At 27.9% G+C, this 21450-nt stretch carries 15 protein-coding genes; 14 read left to right on the top strand and 1 reads right to left on the bottom strand.

What is annotated here, in order from left to right; all coding sequences use genetic code 4:
• Positions 1-60: 60 nt before the first annotated feature.
• The 13 genes from AACL10_RS04165 to AACL10_RS04105 all read left to right on the top strand — a co-directional run bounded on the left by AACL10_RS04165 (position 61) and on the right by AACL10_RS04105 (position 20144).
• Complete coding sequence (locus tag AACL10_RS04165; RefSeq protein WP_338984872.1) at positions 61-867, top strand: pyrroline-5-carboxylate reductase family protein; 807 nt, start codon at positions 61-63, stop codon at positions 865-867.
• Positions 868-1317: 450 nt separating this feature from the next.
• Positions 1318-2178: an energy-coupling factor transporter ATPase gene (locus AACL10_RS04160; RefSeq protein ID WP_422398165.1), complete on the top strand. Its 861-nt coding sequence runs from the start codon at positions 1318-1320 to the stop codon at positions 2176-2178.
• A 311-nt stretch (positions 2179-2489) separates the two neighbouring features.
• Entirely contained in the window at positions 2490-3383 is an 894-nt protein-coding gene (locus AACL10_RS04155; protein ID WP_422398164.1) for an energy-coupling factor transporter ATPase, read from the top strand.
• Positions 3384-3401: 18 nt separating this feature from the next.
• Positions 3402-4310 carry an energy-coupling factor transporter transmembrane component T gene (locus AACL10_RS04150; protein ID WP_338984867.1) on the top strand — a complete coding sequence of 303 codons (909 nt, stop codon included), beginning with the start codon at positions 3402-3404 and terminating at the stop codon, positions 4308-4310.
• A gap of 2 nt (positions 4311-4312) precedes the next feature.
• Positions 4313-5050 (top strand): tRNA pseudouridine(38-40) synthase TruA, encoded by a 738-nt coding sequence (truA, locus tag AACL10_RS04145; RefSeq protein ID WP_338984865.1) that lies wholly within the window; start codon positions 4313-4315, stop codon positions 5048-5050.
• Between the two features lie 358 nt (positions 5051-5408).
• On the top strand, positions 5409-9884 hold the full coding sequence (locus tag AACL10_RS04140) for an ABC transporter permease (RefSeq protein ID WP_338984863.1): 4476 nt from the start codon (positions 5409-5411) through the stop codon (positions 9882-9884).
• A 104-nt stretch (positions 9885-9988) separates the two neighbouring features.
• Positions 9989-10687, top strand: coding sequence for a hypothetical protein (locus AACL10_RS04135; protein WP_338984861.1), 699 nt, complete (start codon positions 9989-9991; stop codon positions 10685-10687).
• Positions 10688-10821: 134 nt separating this feature from the next.
• On the top strand, positions 10822-12837 hold the full coding sequence (locus tag AACL10_RS04130; protein ID WP_338984859.1) for a lipoprotein: 2016 nt from the start codon (positions 10822-10824) through the stop codon (positions 12835-12837).
• A gap of 6 nt (positions 12838-12843) precedes the next feature.
• Positions 12844-16971: an ABC transporter permease gene (locus AACL10_RS04125; protein WP_338984857.1), complete on the top strand. Its 4128-nt coding sequence runs from the start codon at positions 12844-12846 to the stop codon at positions 16969-16971.
• Between the two features lie 4 nt (positions 16972-16975).
• Positions 16976-18025: a hypothetical protein gene (locus tag AACL10_RS04120; RefSeq protein WP_338984856.1), complete on the top strand. Its 1050-nt coding sequence runs from the start codon at positions 16976-16978 to the stop codon at positions 18023-18025.
• 163 nt (positions 18026-18188) lie between these two features.
• A complete protein-coding gene (gene rplM / locus AACL10_RS04115) occupies positions 18189-18644 on the top strand; it encodes a 50S ribosomal protein L13 (RefSeq protein WP_101781008.1) in 456 nt (151 codons plus the stop codon).
• Positions 18644-19048, top strand: coding sequence for a 30S ribosomal protein S9 (rpsI, locus tag AACL10_RS04110; protein ID WP_100917006.1), 405 nt, complete (start codon positions 18644-18646; stop codon positions 19046-19048). Before rplM ends, rpsI begins: the two co-directional genes overlap by 1 nt.
• Positions 19049-19190: 142 nt before the next feature.
• Positions 19191-20144 (top strand): L-lactate dehydrogenase, encoded by a 954-nt coding sequence (locus tag AACL10_RS04105; protein WP_338984852.1) that lies wholly within the window; start codon positions 19191-19193, stop codon positions 20142-20144.
• A gap of 30 nt (positions 20145-20174) precedes the next feature.
• Here the strand turns inward: AACL10_RS04105 and AACL10_RS04100 are convergent, their stop codons facing one another.
• Positions 20175-20912, bottom strand: coding sequence for a type III pantothenate kinase (locus AACL10_RS04100; protein WP_338984850.1), 738 nt, complete (start codon positions 20910-20912; stop codon positions 20175-20177).
• A gap of 106 nt (positions 20913-21018) precedes the next feature.
• Here AACL10_RS04100 and coaD point away from each other — a divergent pair, with 106 nt between their 5' ends.
• Positions 21019-21447, top strand: a complete 429-nt coding sequence (coaD, locus tag AACL10_RS04095) for a pantetheine-phosphate adenylyltransferase (protein WP_338984848.1) — start codon at positions 21019-21021, stop codon at positions 21445-21447.
• Positions 21448-21450: the final 3 nt, after the last annotated feature.

The following is a 21450-nucleotide window of genomic DNA, read 5'->3' as shown; positions in this document are numbered from 1 at the left end:
AACGCTATTGAGGCGTTTTTTTTATTTAAAAGTTTTATAATATTACAAGGAGGAAATATTATGAAAAATATTTTATTTATAGGTTTAGGACATATGGGTTCATCTTTGGTTAAAGGAATACTTGCAAATGATACATTTGATGCCAAAGTTTACGGTCATGATGCTTTCAAAGAATTACAAGATAAAGTTGTTAACTCATTGGATAAGTTATCAGCTTTAAATAACTTAGAAGAAATTGTATCAAATAATATTGATGTAATTGTTATTGGAACAAGACCTGACGCTGTTGATTCATTGTGTTCTGATTTAGACAAATTAGATTTAAATGGTAAAACAATAGTTTGTATGGCGAATGCCGTTGATATTGAAAGATTAGAAACTAATTTTAAAAACCAAAAAGATCTTACAATCATTAGAATGATGCCTAATATGAATGCTTCATTAAGGGAATCTGTTACTGCAATTGCGTATAAAAAAGCTGATAAAGAGAAATTGGACTTTGTAATAGAAATGTTTAAGTGTTGTGGGATTGTTGAAATAGTGGAAGAAGATAAATTCGGAACACTAACAGCAATATCTGGTTGTCTACCTTCATATGTTATTTCTTTCTTTAAAGCGATAACTGACTATGCAGTTGAGAAAGGTTTTGAAAAAGATCAAGCATTTAGAATAGTTGAAACAGCTATTATAGGAAGTATCAAAAATAGTGCTAACTCAAATGTTGAACTTAGAACTATGGTTGATCAAATATGTGTACCAAATGGTTCAACAATAGAAGGTCAAAACGTTCTTGATAGCGAAGGTTTCGAAGAACTAATTAAAAAGTGTCTTTCAGCAGCTGAAAAAAAAGCGACACCAAATAAATAAAGTAGCCTAAAAAGGTTATTTTTTTAACTACACTTATTTATATTTTTTATAATTTAGTAATAATTCAATATTTATATTTGATATAATGATTAATGTATGAGAGGTAATGCTATGTCAACTAATTCAAAAGCAACTGAAAAACTAAATGATTTTAGACTTAAATTAAACGAATATAATGATAAATTGGTTCGTGCAAGTCAAAAAATGATTATTGCTAGAAGTAAGTTTTCTAGACGTGAAGTAGATCTAGATTTTGTAAAATCAGTAGAAAACGAATATAAAGCAATTAGAAAAGAATTTAAAATTGTATCAGATAATAAAGTGTTTTTAGATGAACTTAAAGAAGCAAAAGCTAAACTAAAAACAGTTAATAAAAATACTAAAGAATACTGAAAATTATATGAAGATTATAAATTAGCAGCATTTATATATAAAGAATCTAAAGTAGCAATCAAAGATAGAGGACATGGTGGACAACTTTCTCAATTATCAGATGTTGCATTAAAATTAGATAATATTAAATTTAGATATAGAGAAGGACATCCTTTTGCTGTTAATGGTGTAAGTGTGGAAATTAAACACGGAGACTATGTAACTATTATTGGTCACAATGGTAGTGGAAAATCTACTTTATCAAAAATTATAATTGGGGTTTTACAACCTACAAATGGTTCTATAGAGGTTTACGGAAACAAAGTTACAAGAAATAACTTGAACATGATTCGTAAGTTTTTGGGTATTGTTTTTCAAAACCCAGATAACCAATTTATTGGTTCAACTGTAAGAGATGATATAGCTTTTGGTTTAGAAAATAGAAGAATATCACCTGAAAAAATGCCAGATATAATAATGCAATCTGCAAAAAAAGTTAGAATGGAAGAGTTTTTAGACCATGAACCATTAATGTTAAGTGGTGGACAAAAACAAAGGGTTGCTATTGCATCTGCTTTAGCTTTATCTCCAAATATTTTAATTTTCGATGAAGCAACAAGTATGTTAGATCCAAAAGGTAAAAGTGAAGTTAAAGAAATTATGGTTGATTTAAAAAATACCAGAGAAAAAACAATCTTCTCAATTACTCATGATATGGATGAAATTTTAAATGCTGATAAAGTTATGGTTATGAATAAAGGTCAATTAGTTAAATTTGGTACACCAAAAGAAATACTATCTGAAAAAGACTTTTTAAGATCTATTCACTTAGATATTCCTTTTGTGGCTCAAGTTGAAGAAGCGCTTCAAAATGAAGGAATTAAGGTTTCTGGAAATGCAAACCTGGAAGAGTTGGTGAAAAATATATGTCAAAAATAAATCAAATATCACCAGAACAAAAAGCTAGGCTAATAGCTGATAAAAAAGAAGCAAAAGCCGAATATAAAGCTCATGTTAAGGAATTAGCAATTAAGCAAAAAGCAGATGCTAAAAAAAGAAAAAAAAGACATAAAGAAATTTCTGCTTTAGTAAAATCTGATAAAAAAAATCAAAAACAATATCAAAAAGAAATCTTAAATGATATTAAAAGCGATAAAAAACTAATGCCTCAAAGAGTTCAAGAAGTTAAAGATTGATATAATAATCAACCAAAAAAAGATAAAACTATTAAAAAAGAATTCAAAAGAAGAATGACTATGGCATCTCAACCAAAATGAGATTTCAATGGAGAAATTAAATTTGACTCAGTGTCATATACATATAGTAAAAACTCACCATTTGAATTTAGAGCATTAAACGGAACTGATTTAACAATACAAGAAGGAAAAATTACAGCTGTAATCGGAATGACTGGTAGTGGTAAATCAACTTTAATACAATTAACAAATGGTCTATTAACAACAGAGACAGGAAGAACTATTATTGGTAATTACCAAATTCCTGCTTCAACTAAAAAAATTAGACAAGTTAAAGAATTGAGAAGAGAAGTTGGGTTAGTATTCCAATTTCCTGAATATCAATTATTCCAAGATACAATTGAAAAAGATATATCATTTGGACCAATTAACTTAGGAGCAAACAAACAAGAAAGTTTTGACAAAGTTCCTGAATTGTTAAGAATGGTAGACTTACCAGAAGATTATGCAAAAAGAAGTCCATTTGACCTAAGTGGTGGTCAAAAAAGACGTGTTGCTATAGCGGGAATTGTTGCTATGGATGGAAACACACTTGTTCTTGACGAACCCACAGGAGGATTAGATCCTCAAGGTGAAGAAGACTTTATGAATTTATTCTACAAATTGAATAAAGAAAAAGGTAAAAGAATTATTATTGTAACTCACAATATGGATCATGTATTACAAATAGCTGATGAAGTTATTGTTATGCATAAAGGAAAGGTTATTTCAAAAGGTTCACCATTTGAAATATTCTCAAACAATGATTTATTACAAAAAATTGAAATTGAACCACCAAAATTATACAAACTTGCTCATAAATTAAAAGATGCAGGACTTGATATTACAGGTGTTGAATTCAGAACTGTAGAAGAACTTGCAAAAGCAATCAAATCTAAAAGAAAATAGAAAAGGAGAAATCTAATAATGAGAATGGTATTTGGTAGATATATGCCCCATAACTCAATGATTCATAAAATGGACCCTAGGTTAAAATTATTTATGATCATTGCATTAATTGTTGTTGTATTTTTCCCTATTGGTTATACAGGGTTTGTGTTGGTTGGATCTTTCATAGTGTTGATGTATGCTGTAAGTAAATTAAGTTTCAAAATGTTATTTAAATTATTTTTACCAATAATGATAATATTTGTCGTCTTGATACTTATTAATATATTTATATTAAAAGAAAACCTACAAGGTCTTTCTGAAGGTCTTCATGCAAATGTTGCAGGCTATGGTTATGTATATAAATGAAAAGCTTTATATTTTTCAGAAAAAGCTTTTTACTCAGCTTTATATATGACTATAAGAATCTTTTTAATGATTACATTAACTACAATACTTACAGGAACAACTCAACCTTTAGAGTTAACTTTAGCTATTGAAGATTTATTATGACCTTTAAAATTAATTGGAATACCTGTTTATATTTTCTCAACTATTATTTCAATTGCTTTAAGAATGATTCCTACTTTAATTGATGAAGCAGGAAGAATTATGAAAGCTCAATCATCAAGAGGAATTGACTTTAAAAATGGTAAATTGGTTGATAAAGCAAAATCAATGACATCATTAATTATTCCTTTATTAGTTTCTGCTTTCCAAAAAGCAGAAGACTTAGCTTATGCTATGGACTCAAGAGGATATGATCCTCATGCAAAAAGAACAAGATACAGACAAGTTAAATTCAGAATACTAGATGTTATTATCTTTATTTTGGGTATGGGTGTGTTTGCAACTTTAATTTGTTATATGAACATGCCTTCTTTTGCACAATTAGTACAAATTCCTAGAATTGATGACATTCTATTTTCTAAAATAACTAAACAATAGATATGTTTTATTATTTATTTACAATTCAATATGACGGAACTGATTTTTGTGGTTGGGCCAAACAAAATGGTCAATCAACTATACAAGGAGAAATAGAGGCATCTATTTCTAGGGTTGCCAGAAACTCTATATTTAGAGTTGTTGGGGCATCAAAAACAGATTCTGGAGTTCATGCTTTGGATCAAAAAGCATGAGTAGAGCTAAACTTTCAACCTAACGTTGAAGGTTTTTTAAAAGCATTGAATAGAAGTTTACCCTTAGGAATTCAAGTGACTAATGTAGAAGAGATAAATAAAGATTTTAGAGTAAGAAATTGTAAAGAAAAAACATATGAATACAAAATAAATGTAGGTTCAAACAATGTTTTTGAAAATAGATTTTATTTCTTACCCAAAAAAGAAATAAATCTTGAAAAAATGAAAGAAGCTCTAAATTTATTTGTTGGAGAACATGATTTTTTCAATTTTTCTGGATTAAAAAAAGAGGAAACAGAATCTATTGCAACAATACGAGAAATAAAATCAATTGATTCATTTTTACAAGATGATATATTTACAATTACTTTTAAAGGTAAGGGTTTTATAAGGTATCAAATAAGAATGATAGTTGGTGCTTGCTTGGCTTATGCAACTGGTAAAATAGATTTAAAAAAAATAAAAAATTTTTTAGAATTAAAACAAGAAAAAATGCCTTTTATAGCAAACCCAGAAGGTTTGTTGCTAAAAAAAATAAACTATTAAAGTAAAATTAGTGTATTATATAGTTATGTCGGTAAGATAGAACTTAATACACCAAATATAAGAAGTAGATAGTTTTTTATTAGTTTATCTTTTTTGAATAATATCAATTAGATCAAGAAGGAAAAGGTATTTAATAAATTTCATTTACGCTATAACCGACAGAAATGTGCTAAAGCACATTTTTTTTATTTTTATTTTCATCCTTTATTTAAAAGACTTTTATAAGTGTTATTATTTGTTATTTCACTTTTAAAGTGTTATTATATTTAGGCGATTTTAAATAAATATTAACCTTTAGTTAAAAGCTAAAGCAAAACAAAGTGTAAAAATTATCAACCAATAGGAGGAAAAATTCAATATGAAAGGAATTAGACTTTTACTTAAGAACGCTTTTAGATCAGCTGGTAAAAATAAATCTCAAATAATAGGTTTATCTTTATTGGTTATGTTTGTATCTTTAGTTATATCAGTTTTATCTGCAACAACAACAAGAGTTCAAGGAGCATATGAAAGTTTAATGACAACATCAAATTTAAGGGATTATGTAGTTGATGTTGATATGAATAATCAAGTTAAACAGCCAAAACCTTCTCAAAATAGAGATGAGGAAAATGGCGGGGAAACAGACCCAGAATCTGGTAGAGTTGATTGAGAGGATTTATCTGAATATATTTTAAGTAATGGTGAAATTACTGATGAGAAATTGTTATTGCAACAATATATTATTGCTCAAATGGGTCTTAAGTACAACTTTAGTTCATCTTTTACTGAAGCTAGATTAATATCTGGTTTAGAGGGTAAAAATGGGTCAATAAAAGTAAAGGCAATTTCTAAAATGAATTCAGAAAGTCAACAAAATGGTGTTGACAAATTAATTGTTTCTAAAGGAAGAACTTTCAAGCAAGGTAATTATAAAGAGGTTGTTATTGGAGAAAGTTTTGCTAAAGAAAATAAAATTAAAATTGGAGATATTGTTAGAATTAATGCTGATAAGTATGGTAAAGATGTACTTGTTAAAAATACAACAGGTAGTTCACAAGAAATTAAGGACTTAAATAATGCAATATCTACAAAAAGTGCTCAAGATGTACTTGCAATGGGGGCTTACCAAAATATGGTTTGATTCGAAGTTGTTGGGATTGGAACATCAGCCGACTTTACAACACCTTTATTAGACCAAACAACTGTAATGCCGAATGTTAAAAATGAAGTATTAATGTATATGGACCCAACTTGAATGGGTTATAACACTGCAAGTTATAATTTCAAAAACAAAAGAGATGAAAGTGTTTTAAAAACAAGATATCTTTCAACTTATGCTGTTCAAAACGCAAAAGTTGTTGTTTCTTCTGAGAATGACAGAGAATCATACTTCTCAATCAAAAGCAATGAAGGTAGATCTAAATCCGAAATTGACAAATTGAATTCAGAATACAAAGCATACATAAATGTAAAAAGAGATATTAGATATTTTTATGATAGAGATGATTCAACTTATAAATTTTCAACAAGAATAACAACTTTTAGTTCAATAATGAGTGGTTATAATGCTATGGCGACAGGTCTTATTATTGTTATTATTGTTATTGCAGGCTTTACAACAGTTTTAACAACTAAAAAACAAGTGGAATTACAAAGTAGGCAAATTGGTTGTTTGAAATCACTTGGTTATAAAAAACGTGAAGTTGTAAATAACTTCATTGCGATACCTTTAATTGTTTCTATAGCGGGAGCGTTAGCTGGTTATATACTTTCGATTTTCTTAGAAACAGTAATTGTTGGAATGTTCTCAAATTACTTCAACATAGCTTTCCTGGGATTTAAATTTAATATTGTTACTTTTAGTGCAAGTATTTTAGGATTATGATTAGCTTTAACTGTACTTGCTTATTCAATTGGTTATTGAAAAATAAGATTATCAGCTCTAACTTTATTAAAAGGTGGAGATGATAAGGTAATTAATAAATTTGCAATGAAGATTAAATCGTTGTCTGCTAAAAGACGTTTTAACCCAAGATTAAGAGTGGCTTTATTAACAACTTCTCTTGGAAAATTAGCCGGAGTTAGTGCAACAATGTTACTTAGTGCAACGCTTTTAACAACCACTGTGGTTGCTCCGAAAGTTATGTCAGACAACATGACAGCAACATTTAATGGTATGAATTATGAAAACATGGTTGAGTATACACAACCAATAGCAAATAATCCTTGGTCTTTCTACAAAACATACAACCCAAATGCTGAAAATAAAGGTTGAGGAGAGTATAAAGAAAAAATAAAAATAAGGAATGGTGGGAAAGACACCGGTCCATCTATTGGAAATGCTAGTGGTTGAACTGACGGTCGTACTGCTTACCCGTTAATCGAAGAAGCTGCTGGTAAAAAGGCTTCGGAAGCTATAGATTGAAATAAGGTTGTTAGTGAAATTGTTGGCGGAGATATTAGTCCGTATTATTATTCATATGATATAGCTGACAATGATAAGTTTTTTTGAACAGAGTTTTCATACTTGGATTGAAAAAATATGTCTACAAAATTATTGCTAAACCTTGATCAAGCATCGGTTTCAGGAATTGGATCTTCAACCGCTTTAACACAATTGCAAGGCCAATGACCTGATTATTCACAATTAACAGCTTCTGATTTACCAAATCTAGTAATGGTGGGTGATAATTTAGAACAACAACAACTTCTAAAATACACAAAAATCATGTTAAGAATTTACAACAAATATATTGGTGGTTTAAAACTAAGTTTTAATAATAATTCTTTACAAGACGGTGAGATAAATGCCAAAAAAGCAATAGGAAATCTTAATGAAGTATTTACAAAAAAACCTACAGATAAAAAGAAAGGTGTAAGTAATTATTGAATAAATGATAATAAAATAAAATCTTCAGAATATATGGAGATAAATATTGAAGACACAAGTTTCCGATGAAAAAACGAATCAGATTTATTAAATCCACAAGACTTAAATGATTCTTATCTAAACAAACTTGAAGCTGCTGACATTAAAAAACTAAATACAGCACTTACTTTATGATTTGGTGCTGTATTGGATGGAAGAATGGGTATGGCAATATTACAAACAACTTATACAAGAGCCTCTTATTTTGTTCAAGAAAAAATGAAACAAGCTTTAGAAAAAAATAAAAATTATAACATAGCCTTTAACCTAGTTCCTTATGATAATAAATTGGACGAACTTGGTACATCACTTAATGTTAATTTTAATACTTTAAATAATAAAAAAGAAAGTGCTAAAATATATGGTATTAATAGAGATTCATCTCTTGTTGATCTAAGAGATTCTAAAGGTAAAAATATTAAGGAAAATCTATTTTTAAACAAAGCTGAAAATGGGAAAGTGCCTCTTATAATAAATGAGAGTATGCAAAAAAAATTAGGAAAAGATATTGGTGCTACAGTTAGTTTTGAAGTGCTACAAGAATTACTATATAGTGATTCAAAAAAAGTGGAATATTACAATGTAAATAGTGATAACAATTCTACAATTAAATATGGTCACAATGTTGGAAACCCCACAAAAGAAGACAATTATATTGATTTTAAAGAAATGCGAACACAGTCTACATATGGTTACTATACAAATGACGGTCTTTATTCTAATAACTCAGCTGCAATATTTACATCAAACTTAGGTGGTGTTGGTTCTTCTCAAATTGCTGGATCTAATATATCTGCAAAGTATGCAGAAGATGCTACAAATACAGTTGATGTATACAACAAATACAAAAATGGAAATTTAGTAATTAATAAAGATGTGTTTTCTAAAGAATTTGAAATAGTAGGAGTTCAAGATGGTTATGGACAACCCCAAGGTTGAATAAATAACGAATCAGCAAATGAAATTTTGGGTTATGATAAAACTCAAAAATACAATTTTGAAAATTGATTTGCAAGAGAATATCCTGAAGGAAACCCAATATACAAAATGGAAATGTTTTCTGGTGAGAATGATGAAATTATACAAGGAACAAACCTTGAACAGTTCTTTACAGAAGTTTACAACGGTAAAAGAAGTTTTGAAGACTTCAAATCAAATGTTGAAAGAAGTAAGGAAAACTCGAGCTGAAGAAAAATGAACGAATTGTACAATAATTTATATCCAATATTTAATTATAAATACACTGGAGATAAAGTTATGCAAGATTTAGAGAGTGGAATGTCAATTGCGCAAAGATTTGCCGATTTTAGTTCTGTTGGTTTAAATGGAAACTACCATATGATAGAAACTGAATGTCCTCCTAAAGAGGAAAATGAAAACTCTGCTTATGAAGAAGTCGAAGATCAAAAATGTATGACAATAGATCCAAAAAACTTTAATGAAGGTTATGGTATTGGAGCTCTTTCTACAATGCTCCCAAAAGAACAAACCAGACAAATTTTAGGACAAATAACAACTTTAATAAACATGATTATGATTATGTTTATAGTAATTGCAGTTATTGTTTCAGCAACAATTATTCTTTTAACAACAAGCTTAATTATTTATGAAAACAAACAATTTATTGCAACAATGAAAACTTTAGGATATTCAAATCCTTATGTTGTAAAACAAATTCTAGGAATGTACATAATGCCTATATTAATTATGTATGTTATTGGATTTATAATAGGTTGAACTACATTTGTATTTATTGCTAATTACATGGCTATAAATACAGCTTGAGTATTACCTGTTCAATTTACAATATGATTACCATTTGCCGTATTTGGTGTTATTGCAGCAATTTATGGAGTAACATTTGGTATTGGATGATCAAACATTCAAAAAATTAACCCACTTGAAGCTTTAAAAGATAAATAGTTGGTTTTAAAAACATTCCTTAAAGGAGTGTTTTTTTGTGTTTAAAATCAAAAACTTGTAATTTATTTTAAAGTTTGTATAATCAATCAAAAGGATGTAATGAAATGTTAAAGATTAAAGCTGCTAGCAAAAAGATTTTAATAAGCGTTACAGTATTTTCTATAATACTTCATTTTTACTTGCTTACTGTTTCTAATTATGGCGTTTTTATAAGTGCAAAAATAAATGCTATTTTTGAACATTTAAACGTTTGACTTAATACTTTATTCATGTTTATTTTGTTATTGGTTACAATAATAGAATTTACTAAATTTGTTCATTACATTAAATTAAATTTAAATAATACTAAAAATCTAAAATGAATGATAAAAAAAGATCATTTATCTTTTGTGTGTAAATTAGCTTTATTAACTCTACCTTTTGTAGCTCTTTATCTTTATAATTTCTTCACAGCAGAAGGAAGAGAGTTAGAATATAACATTGTTGTTTTAGTTTTTGCTTCTTTTAGTGTTCTTTTAGCTATTGCTCTTATAACATTATTTTTCGTATATAAATTTATTATTAAAATAGAGTGAGTAGAAAATCCAGAATTAGAAGTAAATTTCTTAATGGAGCAAATTTACTTTAGTACTATATTTTTAAATGTTTCTAACTTTGATCAATCAGTTTGCATGAATGAACTTAATGATGAAATAGAAATATTTTTAACATCAAAAAATATTGAAAATGACATGAATTTCAATAAAAAAATATCTTCTTTCCTAAAAGAAACTAAAAAGGCAACAACTCCACCTCTAATTTAATTTATTTTTTATAAACTAGTTTTTTAGTTTAAATATCGAAATATAAAATTTTTATTGTACTCAAATAAGTTTTCACACAAACTTAGAGTAATTTTTATAACACAAAAAATAAATTAAATAGGAGAAATAGGAAAATGAAAAAATTATTGACACTTTTAGCAACTGCTACTTTAGTTGCTTCACCTGCAGCTGTTGTTGTAGCTTGTGGGGATAAAGGAGGAAGCGAAAACGGGGGAGAAAATCTGCCAAATGCTAACTTCAAACTTGAAAAAAACAACATTGAAATTGATACAAAAAATCCTGGATCAATTAAAATATCAAACTGAGAAATATTAAATACAAAATCTAAACCAAGTAAATTTACTTACGACACAGACGGTATTGTACAAGCTACAATCGGTTTAAATGGAGAAATCACAATAAGTCCATTAGCAAATGCTAAGCCATCAACTGTAAAAGTTACTGTTGAGTCTGGCATCGGATACAAAGAAGTTATAACTGTAACTATAAAAGAAATTCAGCAAGAAGATTCTTTCAAATTAGATAAAACTTCAATTGAAATGGAAACTTCTAAATTCAACTACATAACAGTTACAAATTGAGACTCATTGAGTGAAGATAAAAAACCTTCAAGTCTTACTTTTAACAACCAAGGATATGCAGAAGCTGAAATTGATTCAGCAAATCATAGAATTAAAATTACTGCAAATAATAAAGAAATAGAAAATCTTGTTTTAACAGTTAAGTCTGAAAACGGACAAACTGTGGATGTAAATATCAAAATTACTTTAAGTGTTTTTGATTTAGCTCAAGATAACTTAGTGCTTAATGTAATGGCGGGTAATATGACTGATGGTTATATTGACCCAAATATTGCTATAGGGGACGATGGTTTCCAAATAACAGAAGAATCAGTAATTAATGGTTTTAGTGAAATGAATGGTGTTAAATTAAATGCTGAAGATTTAAAAATTGAAGAAATTGATTCTGGTAACAATGGTATTGGAGCTCTTTACCAAATATCTGCATCAGAAAACAGTAAAACAGTTAAAGGTTCTAACTTGGTTACATTAAATCAAGGTATAGATCCTAGCGATTATTTTGTTAATAGAGATCTTGGAGAAATCAGATTATTTAAAGGTGCATTTAATAGTTTACAAGATGTACTTAATAAAAAAGATGACTCAATGTCTCTTGCTGCTATAATATTTGAGCAAATTGGTGCTAAAAATAAACAACTAGAATACATTAAAAATAACTTAGTTAAAAATTTAGGTGCTGGTGGAAAAGAAATAATGTCAAAATCAACAGTTTCAGCAACTACATTTAAAATAAATGGTATGCCAGAACTTGGTGGAATATTCAAACCAAATGTGAAAGTTGAATTTACACAAAAAATAGTTCAAGAAGATAGAATAACATTATTTGAAGCTTTACCATCAAATGGAAAAGTTGAAATTGATGTACATAACTTTGATGATAAAACTAAGGTTGGTCAAATTAAAGCGAAAACTGAAGTTTATAACCAATTAACACAAGAATTTAAAAATAAAGTATCTCTATCTCATTTTATAGAGTTTACAAATATTATTTTCAATACAAAAGATGCTAATCAAAAACCAATTGATTTTAAATTTGATGTTTTACCTGGATCAGATATATTATATGGTCATGATGGAGCTGCATTCCAAGGATATATATGTGCAAAAGGAATGGTTGCTATAGGAACTGGATCAGGAGATCTTTCTAAATATGAAGAAAACAAAAAACTTGAAGAAAAATACTCATCAGGAATGGGTTATTTCACAATAGGTGGTTCAACTTCAGGTAACTTTTACCAAGGTCACGACATTATTCAAGTAAAACAAAAAGTAAATGGTATAGAAAACAATCTTGCTATTGAAAACAATAAAGAAACAAGTTTACAATTTACTTTATCTGATAAAGTTGCTGGTTCAAATTACAATGTAACTGCAGAAGCTATAGGTAACAAAGTAACTAAAACAGAAGTTGTTGAAAATGGTGATGGTACATACACTTTAAAAATGACTCCTTCATTTAAAGGTGGGATTATACCTAAAACTACAGACACAATTGCAATAAAAGTGAATGGATTTACTACAATGAAACTTGAAATAAAACAAGCTTAAAAGTAAATGAAAAACCAAAAGCCATTTTTTAAAAATGCATTTAAAAACTTATTAAGAAATAAAATACAATTAATCACTATAATTGTTCTAGTGTTTTTAACTTCTTTTGTTTTTACACTTTCCTATTCTTCAACAAGTAGAATAGAAAAGTCGTATGAAAATTTTATTTCTGAAAAAAATAGTAACATCCATGATTTCATAATTGATTTATCAAAATCCTCATATGTCAAAGACTTTGAAAAAGATTTATTTAGTAAAAATATATCTGATTCTGATGTTAGAGACAATATGGTAATAACATATTTACAAAATAAATTATTTGATACAGATTTAGCATTTGATTTTGATAGAGTAGAATCTCGTATATCAAATTTATCAAGTGAAAAAACTTTAAAAGTTTTTGCTTTAAATCCAGATCAAAAAGTAGATAAATTTGTTGTTAATAAAGGTATGAGTATCGAATTATGAAAACAATACACACAAGCCACAAACATAAATACAAAAAAATGAGTTTATGTTAATGAAGAATTTGCAAAAGCTAATAATATTAAAATAAATGATATCATTAGGATTAAAGATGATGAATATGGTGGTTCAATTCGTGTTGAAGATAGTGAGACTAAAAAAGTCGACCTATCATTATATAAAAATATAGATATAAACTCATGAATTGGAAATACAAAATATTCTTCAAAACAATGATTTCAAGTTGTTGGTTTTGGTTCAACTGCTGATTTTTCAACTCCAGTAATTGATGAAACAAAACCACTACCAAATACAAAACAAGAAGGATTAATTTACATTGATCCTTCTAACCTTGGTCTTAAAAATGTTTATTATGAAAGTATTTATCCAGAAAATATTTTCAAAATAGATAATCCAGAGACGCAAAAGATTTGATATACAGACAGTGAACTTAAAAATAATGAAGTAATATCTTCAACATCTAGTCTTGATAAGGAAGTTTCATTTGTTGCCAAGTTTAAATCTAGACAAAATATCAAAAACTCTACAGAAATGATAAATGAATATTTAACTAATTTAGAAAAAGCTGGAGAGATTTCCCTATATGCAGGTTATGAAAATACTTTGAATAAAAGTGTTCCTATTGCCTTGCAAAGAGGGGATGCAAGATATCCTTTTTATGCAAGAACAACTATGCTTGGTTCAACAATAAAAGGTTATAAATTATTTAGTTATATAGTTATGTTGGTTACAATAATTATTGGTATTGTAATGTTAGTTATAATGCTAAATAACCAAATTAAAAAATCATTTGGTCAATCAGGAGTTTTATTATCTCTTGGATATAAAAAATCTCAGTTAATATGATCAAATGGTTTATATCCATTGTTTATATCTGTAATTGGTGGTTTTGCTGGTTACATTTTAGGAATGGTTATGCAAGAAATGGTAATTTCAATTTTCTCAAACTTTTTCTCTTTTAAATTGAAAGCTTTTGAGATATCTTGAGAATCAATGTTAATTACAATATTTGGTATGTTTATTCTTTTAGAAATAATTACATTGATAACATACTTCTATATGTTTAATAAATTCACACCGTTACAAATGATCAACTTCGAAAGTAGAAGTTCTACAAACAAGTTCAAATTAGCTGTTAAAAGCATTTTAGCTAGAAGTAAAAAATTTAATAATCGTTTCAGAGGGGCTATATTATCTGGTTCTATCTTAAAACTGGTTTCTGTTTTCTCTGTAATGCTTGTTTCTTCAACACTTATTTCAATAGGTGCTATAATGCCTAGTGTTCTTGCAGATAATAAAAAATCTACATATATCAAAGAAGGTTATAACAATCAAATAGAATATCAAAGTCCAATTTACAATTCACCAACAAGTTTTTATAAAACTTATAATCCTTATAGTGACGTAGATAAATTGGATATAAATGATTCTGCTACAAATATTTGAAACATGTATTTACAAAACAATGTTTCTCAAAAAATATATAATCCTTCTACTGATGTTGGTGCTTTAAATGATATGACATACAAATCAATAGATATGAATTATCTTAAAAATAAAGATTTATATTTAGATTTAGGTGAAATTAATGATATACCAACAAAAAATAATTACTATAAAACAGTGATTTTTAATTTATGACCTGATTTAAAAAACTATGGTCTAGATAAATATTGAAATAAACAACAAATGCTTAGTGTAATTTCTAGTAATTCTAAATCAAACGAATATATAGATGAGTTAGAAAAATTAAGACAATTTTACTTAAAATACAGAGATAGTGTCGGTATCCAAGATGCCATAGCTAGAGAAGGTTACTACTTACCTAACAATAAAAACACTTTGAGTATTACTGGTGGTTCTGTTAAGGATGGAAAACCAATGATATCTCATGAAGATTTTAGAAAAGTTTTTGTTCCGGGTTCTGGTTATAGTCCTCCTACAGTTAGAATTGCTAACTCTGGGAAAATAAATGGTGATGAACCAATGGAAAAATCTTTATATGAATATAGAGATGAAAACGAAGATTGAACTCAATCAAGAGTTACTGTCATGGTTCCTATTTATAACTGAATTATGGCATTTATGTTCAATAACCTTCAACAAGCCTTTTTACAAGGAATTTATAGTCAATCTCCTTCTATGATAAAAACAATTATAGAAAGAGAATATCAAAAAGAAGATGGTAATTTTAATACTACTTTTGGCTTAATTCCATATAATAAAGAAAAAGAAGATATTGGAATTTTCTTAAATGCATACACAAATGATCAAAGTCTAAAAATTTATGGAATAAAAGAAGATAACAAAACACAAATTGTTAAAGATTCTAAAGGGAAAGATCTTAAAAATAATTTATTTGAATCAGAAAATTTAATTTTAATAAATCAATCTCTTGCAAAAAGATTAAATCTAAAACCTGGAGATAAAGTTAATATGACACACATAATTAACGAACTTTCTTATGGAAATGAACCTTTAAATATTAAAACTTGAGATACTAATGGGCTAAGTGCTAAAAATGAAAAAGATGACTACACTAGTGCATCAAACTTCTATTCATCTTCAATGATGAAAGATAATGGAAATGGTTGAAAAAACTCAAAAATAAATCCAAACGAAGATAATAGAGTTTATAAATCAAAAATTGATATAACTAGTTCTAGTTTGGTTGGTGCAACAGAAATGTCAAAAGCCATCGCAAAAGGTGATGTAGCTACAACTAATTCAACTGTAGATTTTGAATATACAGTTGCAGGAGTGGTAAATCAATATGGTGATAATAAAGCTTGAATAAATAATGATTTAGCAGAAGAGATTTCTAAATATAATGAATCTAAAGAACTTTTATTTAGATTATTTATGAAAGAATGATCAAATCCTAATTCATCAGAAAAAGAAATTCAAAAACTAAAAAGTTACTTAAATAATTTAAACAGTAAATCAAGTTTAAGTAATAAAGAATTATTTGCTAATTTTGAAAATTGAACAAAAGAAGAAGGAAATGAAATATACATGACCTTATTTGAGTCTGAATATCCTTTATTCAATTATAAAAGCTCGTTTGATGAATCGTTTACAGATATTTCAAAAGGGGTTTCAACAAACCAAAAATATGGAGATTATTCTATGATTGGTTTAAACGGAGGAAGTGACACAACAACTTCATATCCTGGATATTCAAATAGCTCTATTAACAAAGCAATGCAAATTGAAGAAGCTTTAAAAGTTATGACAAGAATCAACACAACTGCCAACTTGATAATATACTTTGTAGTTTTTGTAACCATTTTCTTAAGTGCAATAATTATATTATTAACAATTAACTTGGTTATATCAGAAAATGCAAAAATAATTGCAGTAATGAAGATACTTGGTTACAAAGAATCATATATAAGTAAATTATTTATAGGTATATATGTTCCTGTAGCAATAATAAGTTCTATAATTGGTGTTGCATTAGCTTGAGCAATAATTATGCTTGGAATACACTTAGCAACTCCAATAATGGTATTACCATTAGTGTTTAAAATTTGATATATAGTTCCTGGTATTTTAGGAACTTGACTGTTATATACAGTAAGTAATACATTAAGTTGAATATCACTTAAAAAAGTTAGTATGCTACTAGCTGTTCAAGGAGGATAGAAAAATGAATAAATTATATAAAAAAATGTTAGCTAGTTTTTCTATGTTCGCAATAATACCAACAGCAACTTTATCTGTTGTTTCTTGTGGTGGAAATTATTGAGATAATATTTGAAGACCAGAACCTATAATGCCGGTCATTAAAGAGGGTTTTGAGAATGTAAACTTGGACAACATAGATACTGAAAAAATATTTTATACTGATGAGTTACTAAACCAAATATTATCAAGTTTAAAAAACTCTGGTTATGAAAGAGATGATTTAAATATTCAACTTTTTAAAAATGGAATTGAATATGACTTAAAAACTACAGATATATTTAGAAATGCTAATTATAAATTTGTAATAACAAATAAAAATAATGAAAAAGATAAAATAACAGCATCAATAAAAATAACAAACTCACTTTATTTACAAGATGTTTTCAAAGTAACCAATATAGGAAACGTTTATGATCATAGACCAAGAACAATTATGATGGGTCTAATGTTTTATAATATGGACATGATTCCTCAGTTATCAAGGGTTGGTAACGAACTTACAAAAGCTGAAAACTATATATACAACCAAGATTTAAATGGAGTAACTATAAAAATTAATGACAAAATACCAGATGAAAGACCAACAGGTTATTATGGTTCTTTGGATGTTAGTTATAACATTGAAAAGTTTACTCCTTCTAATAATGATGAGTATCCAATGACAATTCAACAAATGGTAAAAGCATCAAACGGATTGGATAAGCCAAAAACTGAGTTAGGGACTCTTAGTGGTAAAGACCAATATACTGTTTTAATGCAATTTATCATTGAAAATCTTACAAACTCTATATATTGAGCATTGTTTGTAAATGATCTTGATTTAGATAATTTTAAAGCAATACCAATTGATGGACAAGTAAATAAATATAAAATGATGTTTAGTTTAAAACCTTATGGTGAGAGTAATGAAATACCGGACTTACCAACGGACCAAAATGGTGAATACGATAAAAAAGCCCATTATTTAAAAGATGAAAATGGGATTGAATTAACTTTTAGTTATTTCGGATAAGCCATTTATTTAAAAAAATTAAAATAACCTAAATTTAAAAACTTTTTCGGTGATTAAATTTAGGTTTTTTATATTTTGTACTAATTTTATTTATCAGTTTTAAGAAATAATGTATAATATATTTGCTTACTCATGAGCCCCGGAAGGTAAGGAGAACAAGCACATGAAACAAACTACACTAATTAAAACGGCAGATATTGCTAAAAAATGATACGTAGTTGACGCTACTGGAGCAACTTTAGGTAGATTATCTACTCAAATTGCTATGGTACTAAGAGGAAAAAATAAACCAACATTTACACCTCATATTAATAATGGAGATCACGTAATCGTAATTAATGCAGAAAAAGTAATTTTATCAGGAAAAAAAGAAAATGATAAAAACTACTACCACCACTCAATGCACCCAGGGGGATTAAAATCAAGAAACGTTGCAACACAACGTAAATTATTCCCTGAAAGAATCATTGAAAGAGCAGTAAGATTAATGTTACCAAAAAACGTTCAAGGGGGAAATCAATACCGTGCATTACACGTATATGCAGGTAATGAACATCCACACCAAGCACAAAATCCAGAAGTATTAGTAATTCAAACAAAAAAAGGAGATAACAAATAATGGCAGCAAAAAAAGACGTTGTTATGTATAGAGGAACAGGAAGAAGAAAATCTTCAGTTGCTCAAGTTATATTAACTCCTGGTCAAGGTGGAATTATTGTTAATGGAAAACCAGCTTTAGAGTTTTTCCCATATGCTACTTTAGTACAAGATATGGAACAACCTTTAGAAGCTACTGGAACAAAATCAGATTTTTCAATTAAAATCACTGTTAAAGGTGGAGGATTTACTGGACAAGCTGGAGCAGCTCGTTTAGGAATCGCAAGAGCATTATTAGAAGCTTCAAAAGATTACAAACCAGAATTAAGAGGACACGGTTTATTAACACGTGATGCTCGTGTTAAAGAACGTAAAAAATACGGACTTTATGGAGCACGTAGAGCACCACAATTCTCAAAACGTTAATTTACAATATCGTATGTACATATGAATACCCACTTGTGGGTATTTTTTTATGCAAATTTTTTGCAATTTAATAAAAACTATATTTTAAAGTAGATTAATTACTGAATTAGTATTAATATAAATATGTAGGAGCGATAAAAATATGATAAATGATAAAAAAATAGTATTAGTTGGTTGTGGAGCTGTAGGAACAAGTTTTGTTTACTCAGCTGTTAACCAAGGAATTGCAAAAGAATATGTATTAATCGACGTATTCAAAGATGCAGCAGAAGGAAACCAAATGGATATAGCTGACGCACAAGCTATCTTACCAGAACCTTTTACATCAATTAAAGCAGGAGATTACTCAGATTGTAAAGATGCTGACTTGATCGTAATTACTGCAGGAAGACCACAAAAACCTGGTGAAACTAGATTAGAAATGGTTGCAGACAATGCAAAAATCATGAAAGATATTGCAACACAAATTAAAAACTCAGGATTTAATGGAATAACTGTTATTGCATCAAACCCAGTTGACGTTTTAACTTATGTTTACAAATCAGTTACAGGATACGATAGTTCAAAAGTTATTTCTTCAGGAACAACTTTAGACTCATCAAGACTAAGAAGATTATTAGCTGACAAAGTAGGGGCAATGCCACACGAAGTTGAAGCTTACTTATTAGGAGAACACGGAGATTCATCAGTTGCTGCTTGAAGCTTAGGAACTGTTAATGGAAAATCTGTTCAAGACTTCTTAAATGAAGGTGTAATTACTGAAAAAGATTTACAAGAAGTTAAAGACGAAGCTACTCACATGGCTTACAAAATTATTGAGAAAAAAAGAGCAACATTCTACGGAATCGGTGCTTGTTTAGCAAGAATTGTTAAAGCAATCTTAACAGATGAAAAAGTAATGTTAATGGTTGGTGCTCACTTAAATGGTGAATACGGAAACTCAGATATCTACACAAGTGTTCCATGTATTATTGGAAAAAACGGGATTGAAGAAATCATTAAATGAGATATTTCATCAGAAGAACAAGAATTATTTAACAAATCATGTGAACAATTAAAAGAAGTATTTAACACTGCAAAAGAAGCAATTAAATAGTTTAAAAAAAAGTCTTATTAAAGACTTTTTTTATTTATTAAATTTTATAAGTCCTTTGAAAATTAACTCTTCATCAAAAATGAAACCATCATTTTTTATATCTTCTTTAAAATCAATTGAGTTACCACCAGTAAATACAGCTGAATCAAATCCTAATTTTCTAATCATTGAACTTAGCATTGTATAGTGTGCATTAAAAGAACCTATGTTTATTGCATCAACTGTATTTGTTCCATATTTCTTATCTGATTTTTCATAGCTGTTATTTTGTAAAAGAACAGCACTTGATATTAAACAATTAAGTGCATTTTTTAATCCAGGACAAATAATTGCTCCTTTAAATTCTCTATTTTCAATTATAGCTATTGTTGATGCAGTTCCCATAGAAACTATTGCTCCATTTTCTATGTCATAGTTATCTCTAACTCCATAATAATTAGATATAAAGTCAGCTCCAAGTTTATTTATGTCATCAACTTTGAAAAGATCTTTCTCTATGTTGAAATCACTTCTTAAATTAGTGATTTCAACATTCATATTACTTGCAAAAGCTCTCATAATATCATTTCATTCAGGAACAACTGACACATAACTTATTTTATCAAAATCAATTTTATTATCTTTAAAGTGCTTACTCAACACAGTACTTCTTCTTCATTGGTTATCTTTTGTTTCTGGTCTTATTATTTTTGTTAATGTATTATCTTCTTTGCTTCAGATACGAAAATCTGCTGTAGTATTTCCTATATCAACTAAAAGTATCTTCATATTTTTATACCTCATTTAAACTTATTTTATTACATAAAATATTATAAAATAAAAAAATTTCACTAAATTGGTTATAAAATTATAAAGATATTAAGAAAGGTTTAATATGAAAAGAGCTATTTATCCAGGGAGTTTTGATCCCTTTCATGATGGTCATTTGAATATTTTAACAAAGGCATCAAAACTATTTGATGAAGTAATAGTTACTGTTACTAAAAATATTTCAAAAGATAGTAATCCAGACTTATCAAAAAGAGTTGAAAAAATAAAATCAATGACAAAACACTTGGATAATGTGGTGGTTGAGATTAATGAAAATCAACTAACTGCAGAGTTCGCAAGAAGTAAAAATGTTGGCTACATAGTTAGAGGTATTAGGGACGCTCAAACTTTAGAATATGAAATTGAATTATATGATGGAAATAAAAGTATTTATAAAGAATTAGAAACAGTTTTATTTTTATCAGATAATGAAAAAAGAAAAGTATCATCTAGTTTATTAAAAGAAATAGAACAATATAAAAGTGAGGAATAGAAT

The sequence above is a fragment of the Spiroplasma endosymbiont of Diplazon laetatorius genome (assembly GCF_964019625.1).
Lineage (GTDB): Bacteria > Bacillota_I > Bacilli_A > Mycoplasmatales > Mycoplasmataceae > Spiroplasma_A.
The sequence above is the reverse complement of the archived record's forward strand: the minus strand, read 5'-3'. Positions and strand labels throughout refer to the sequence as shown.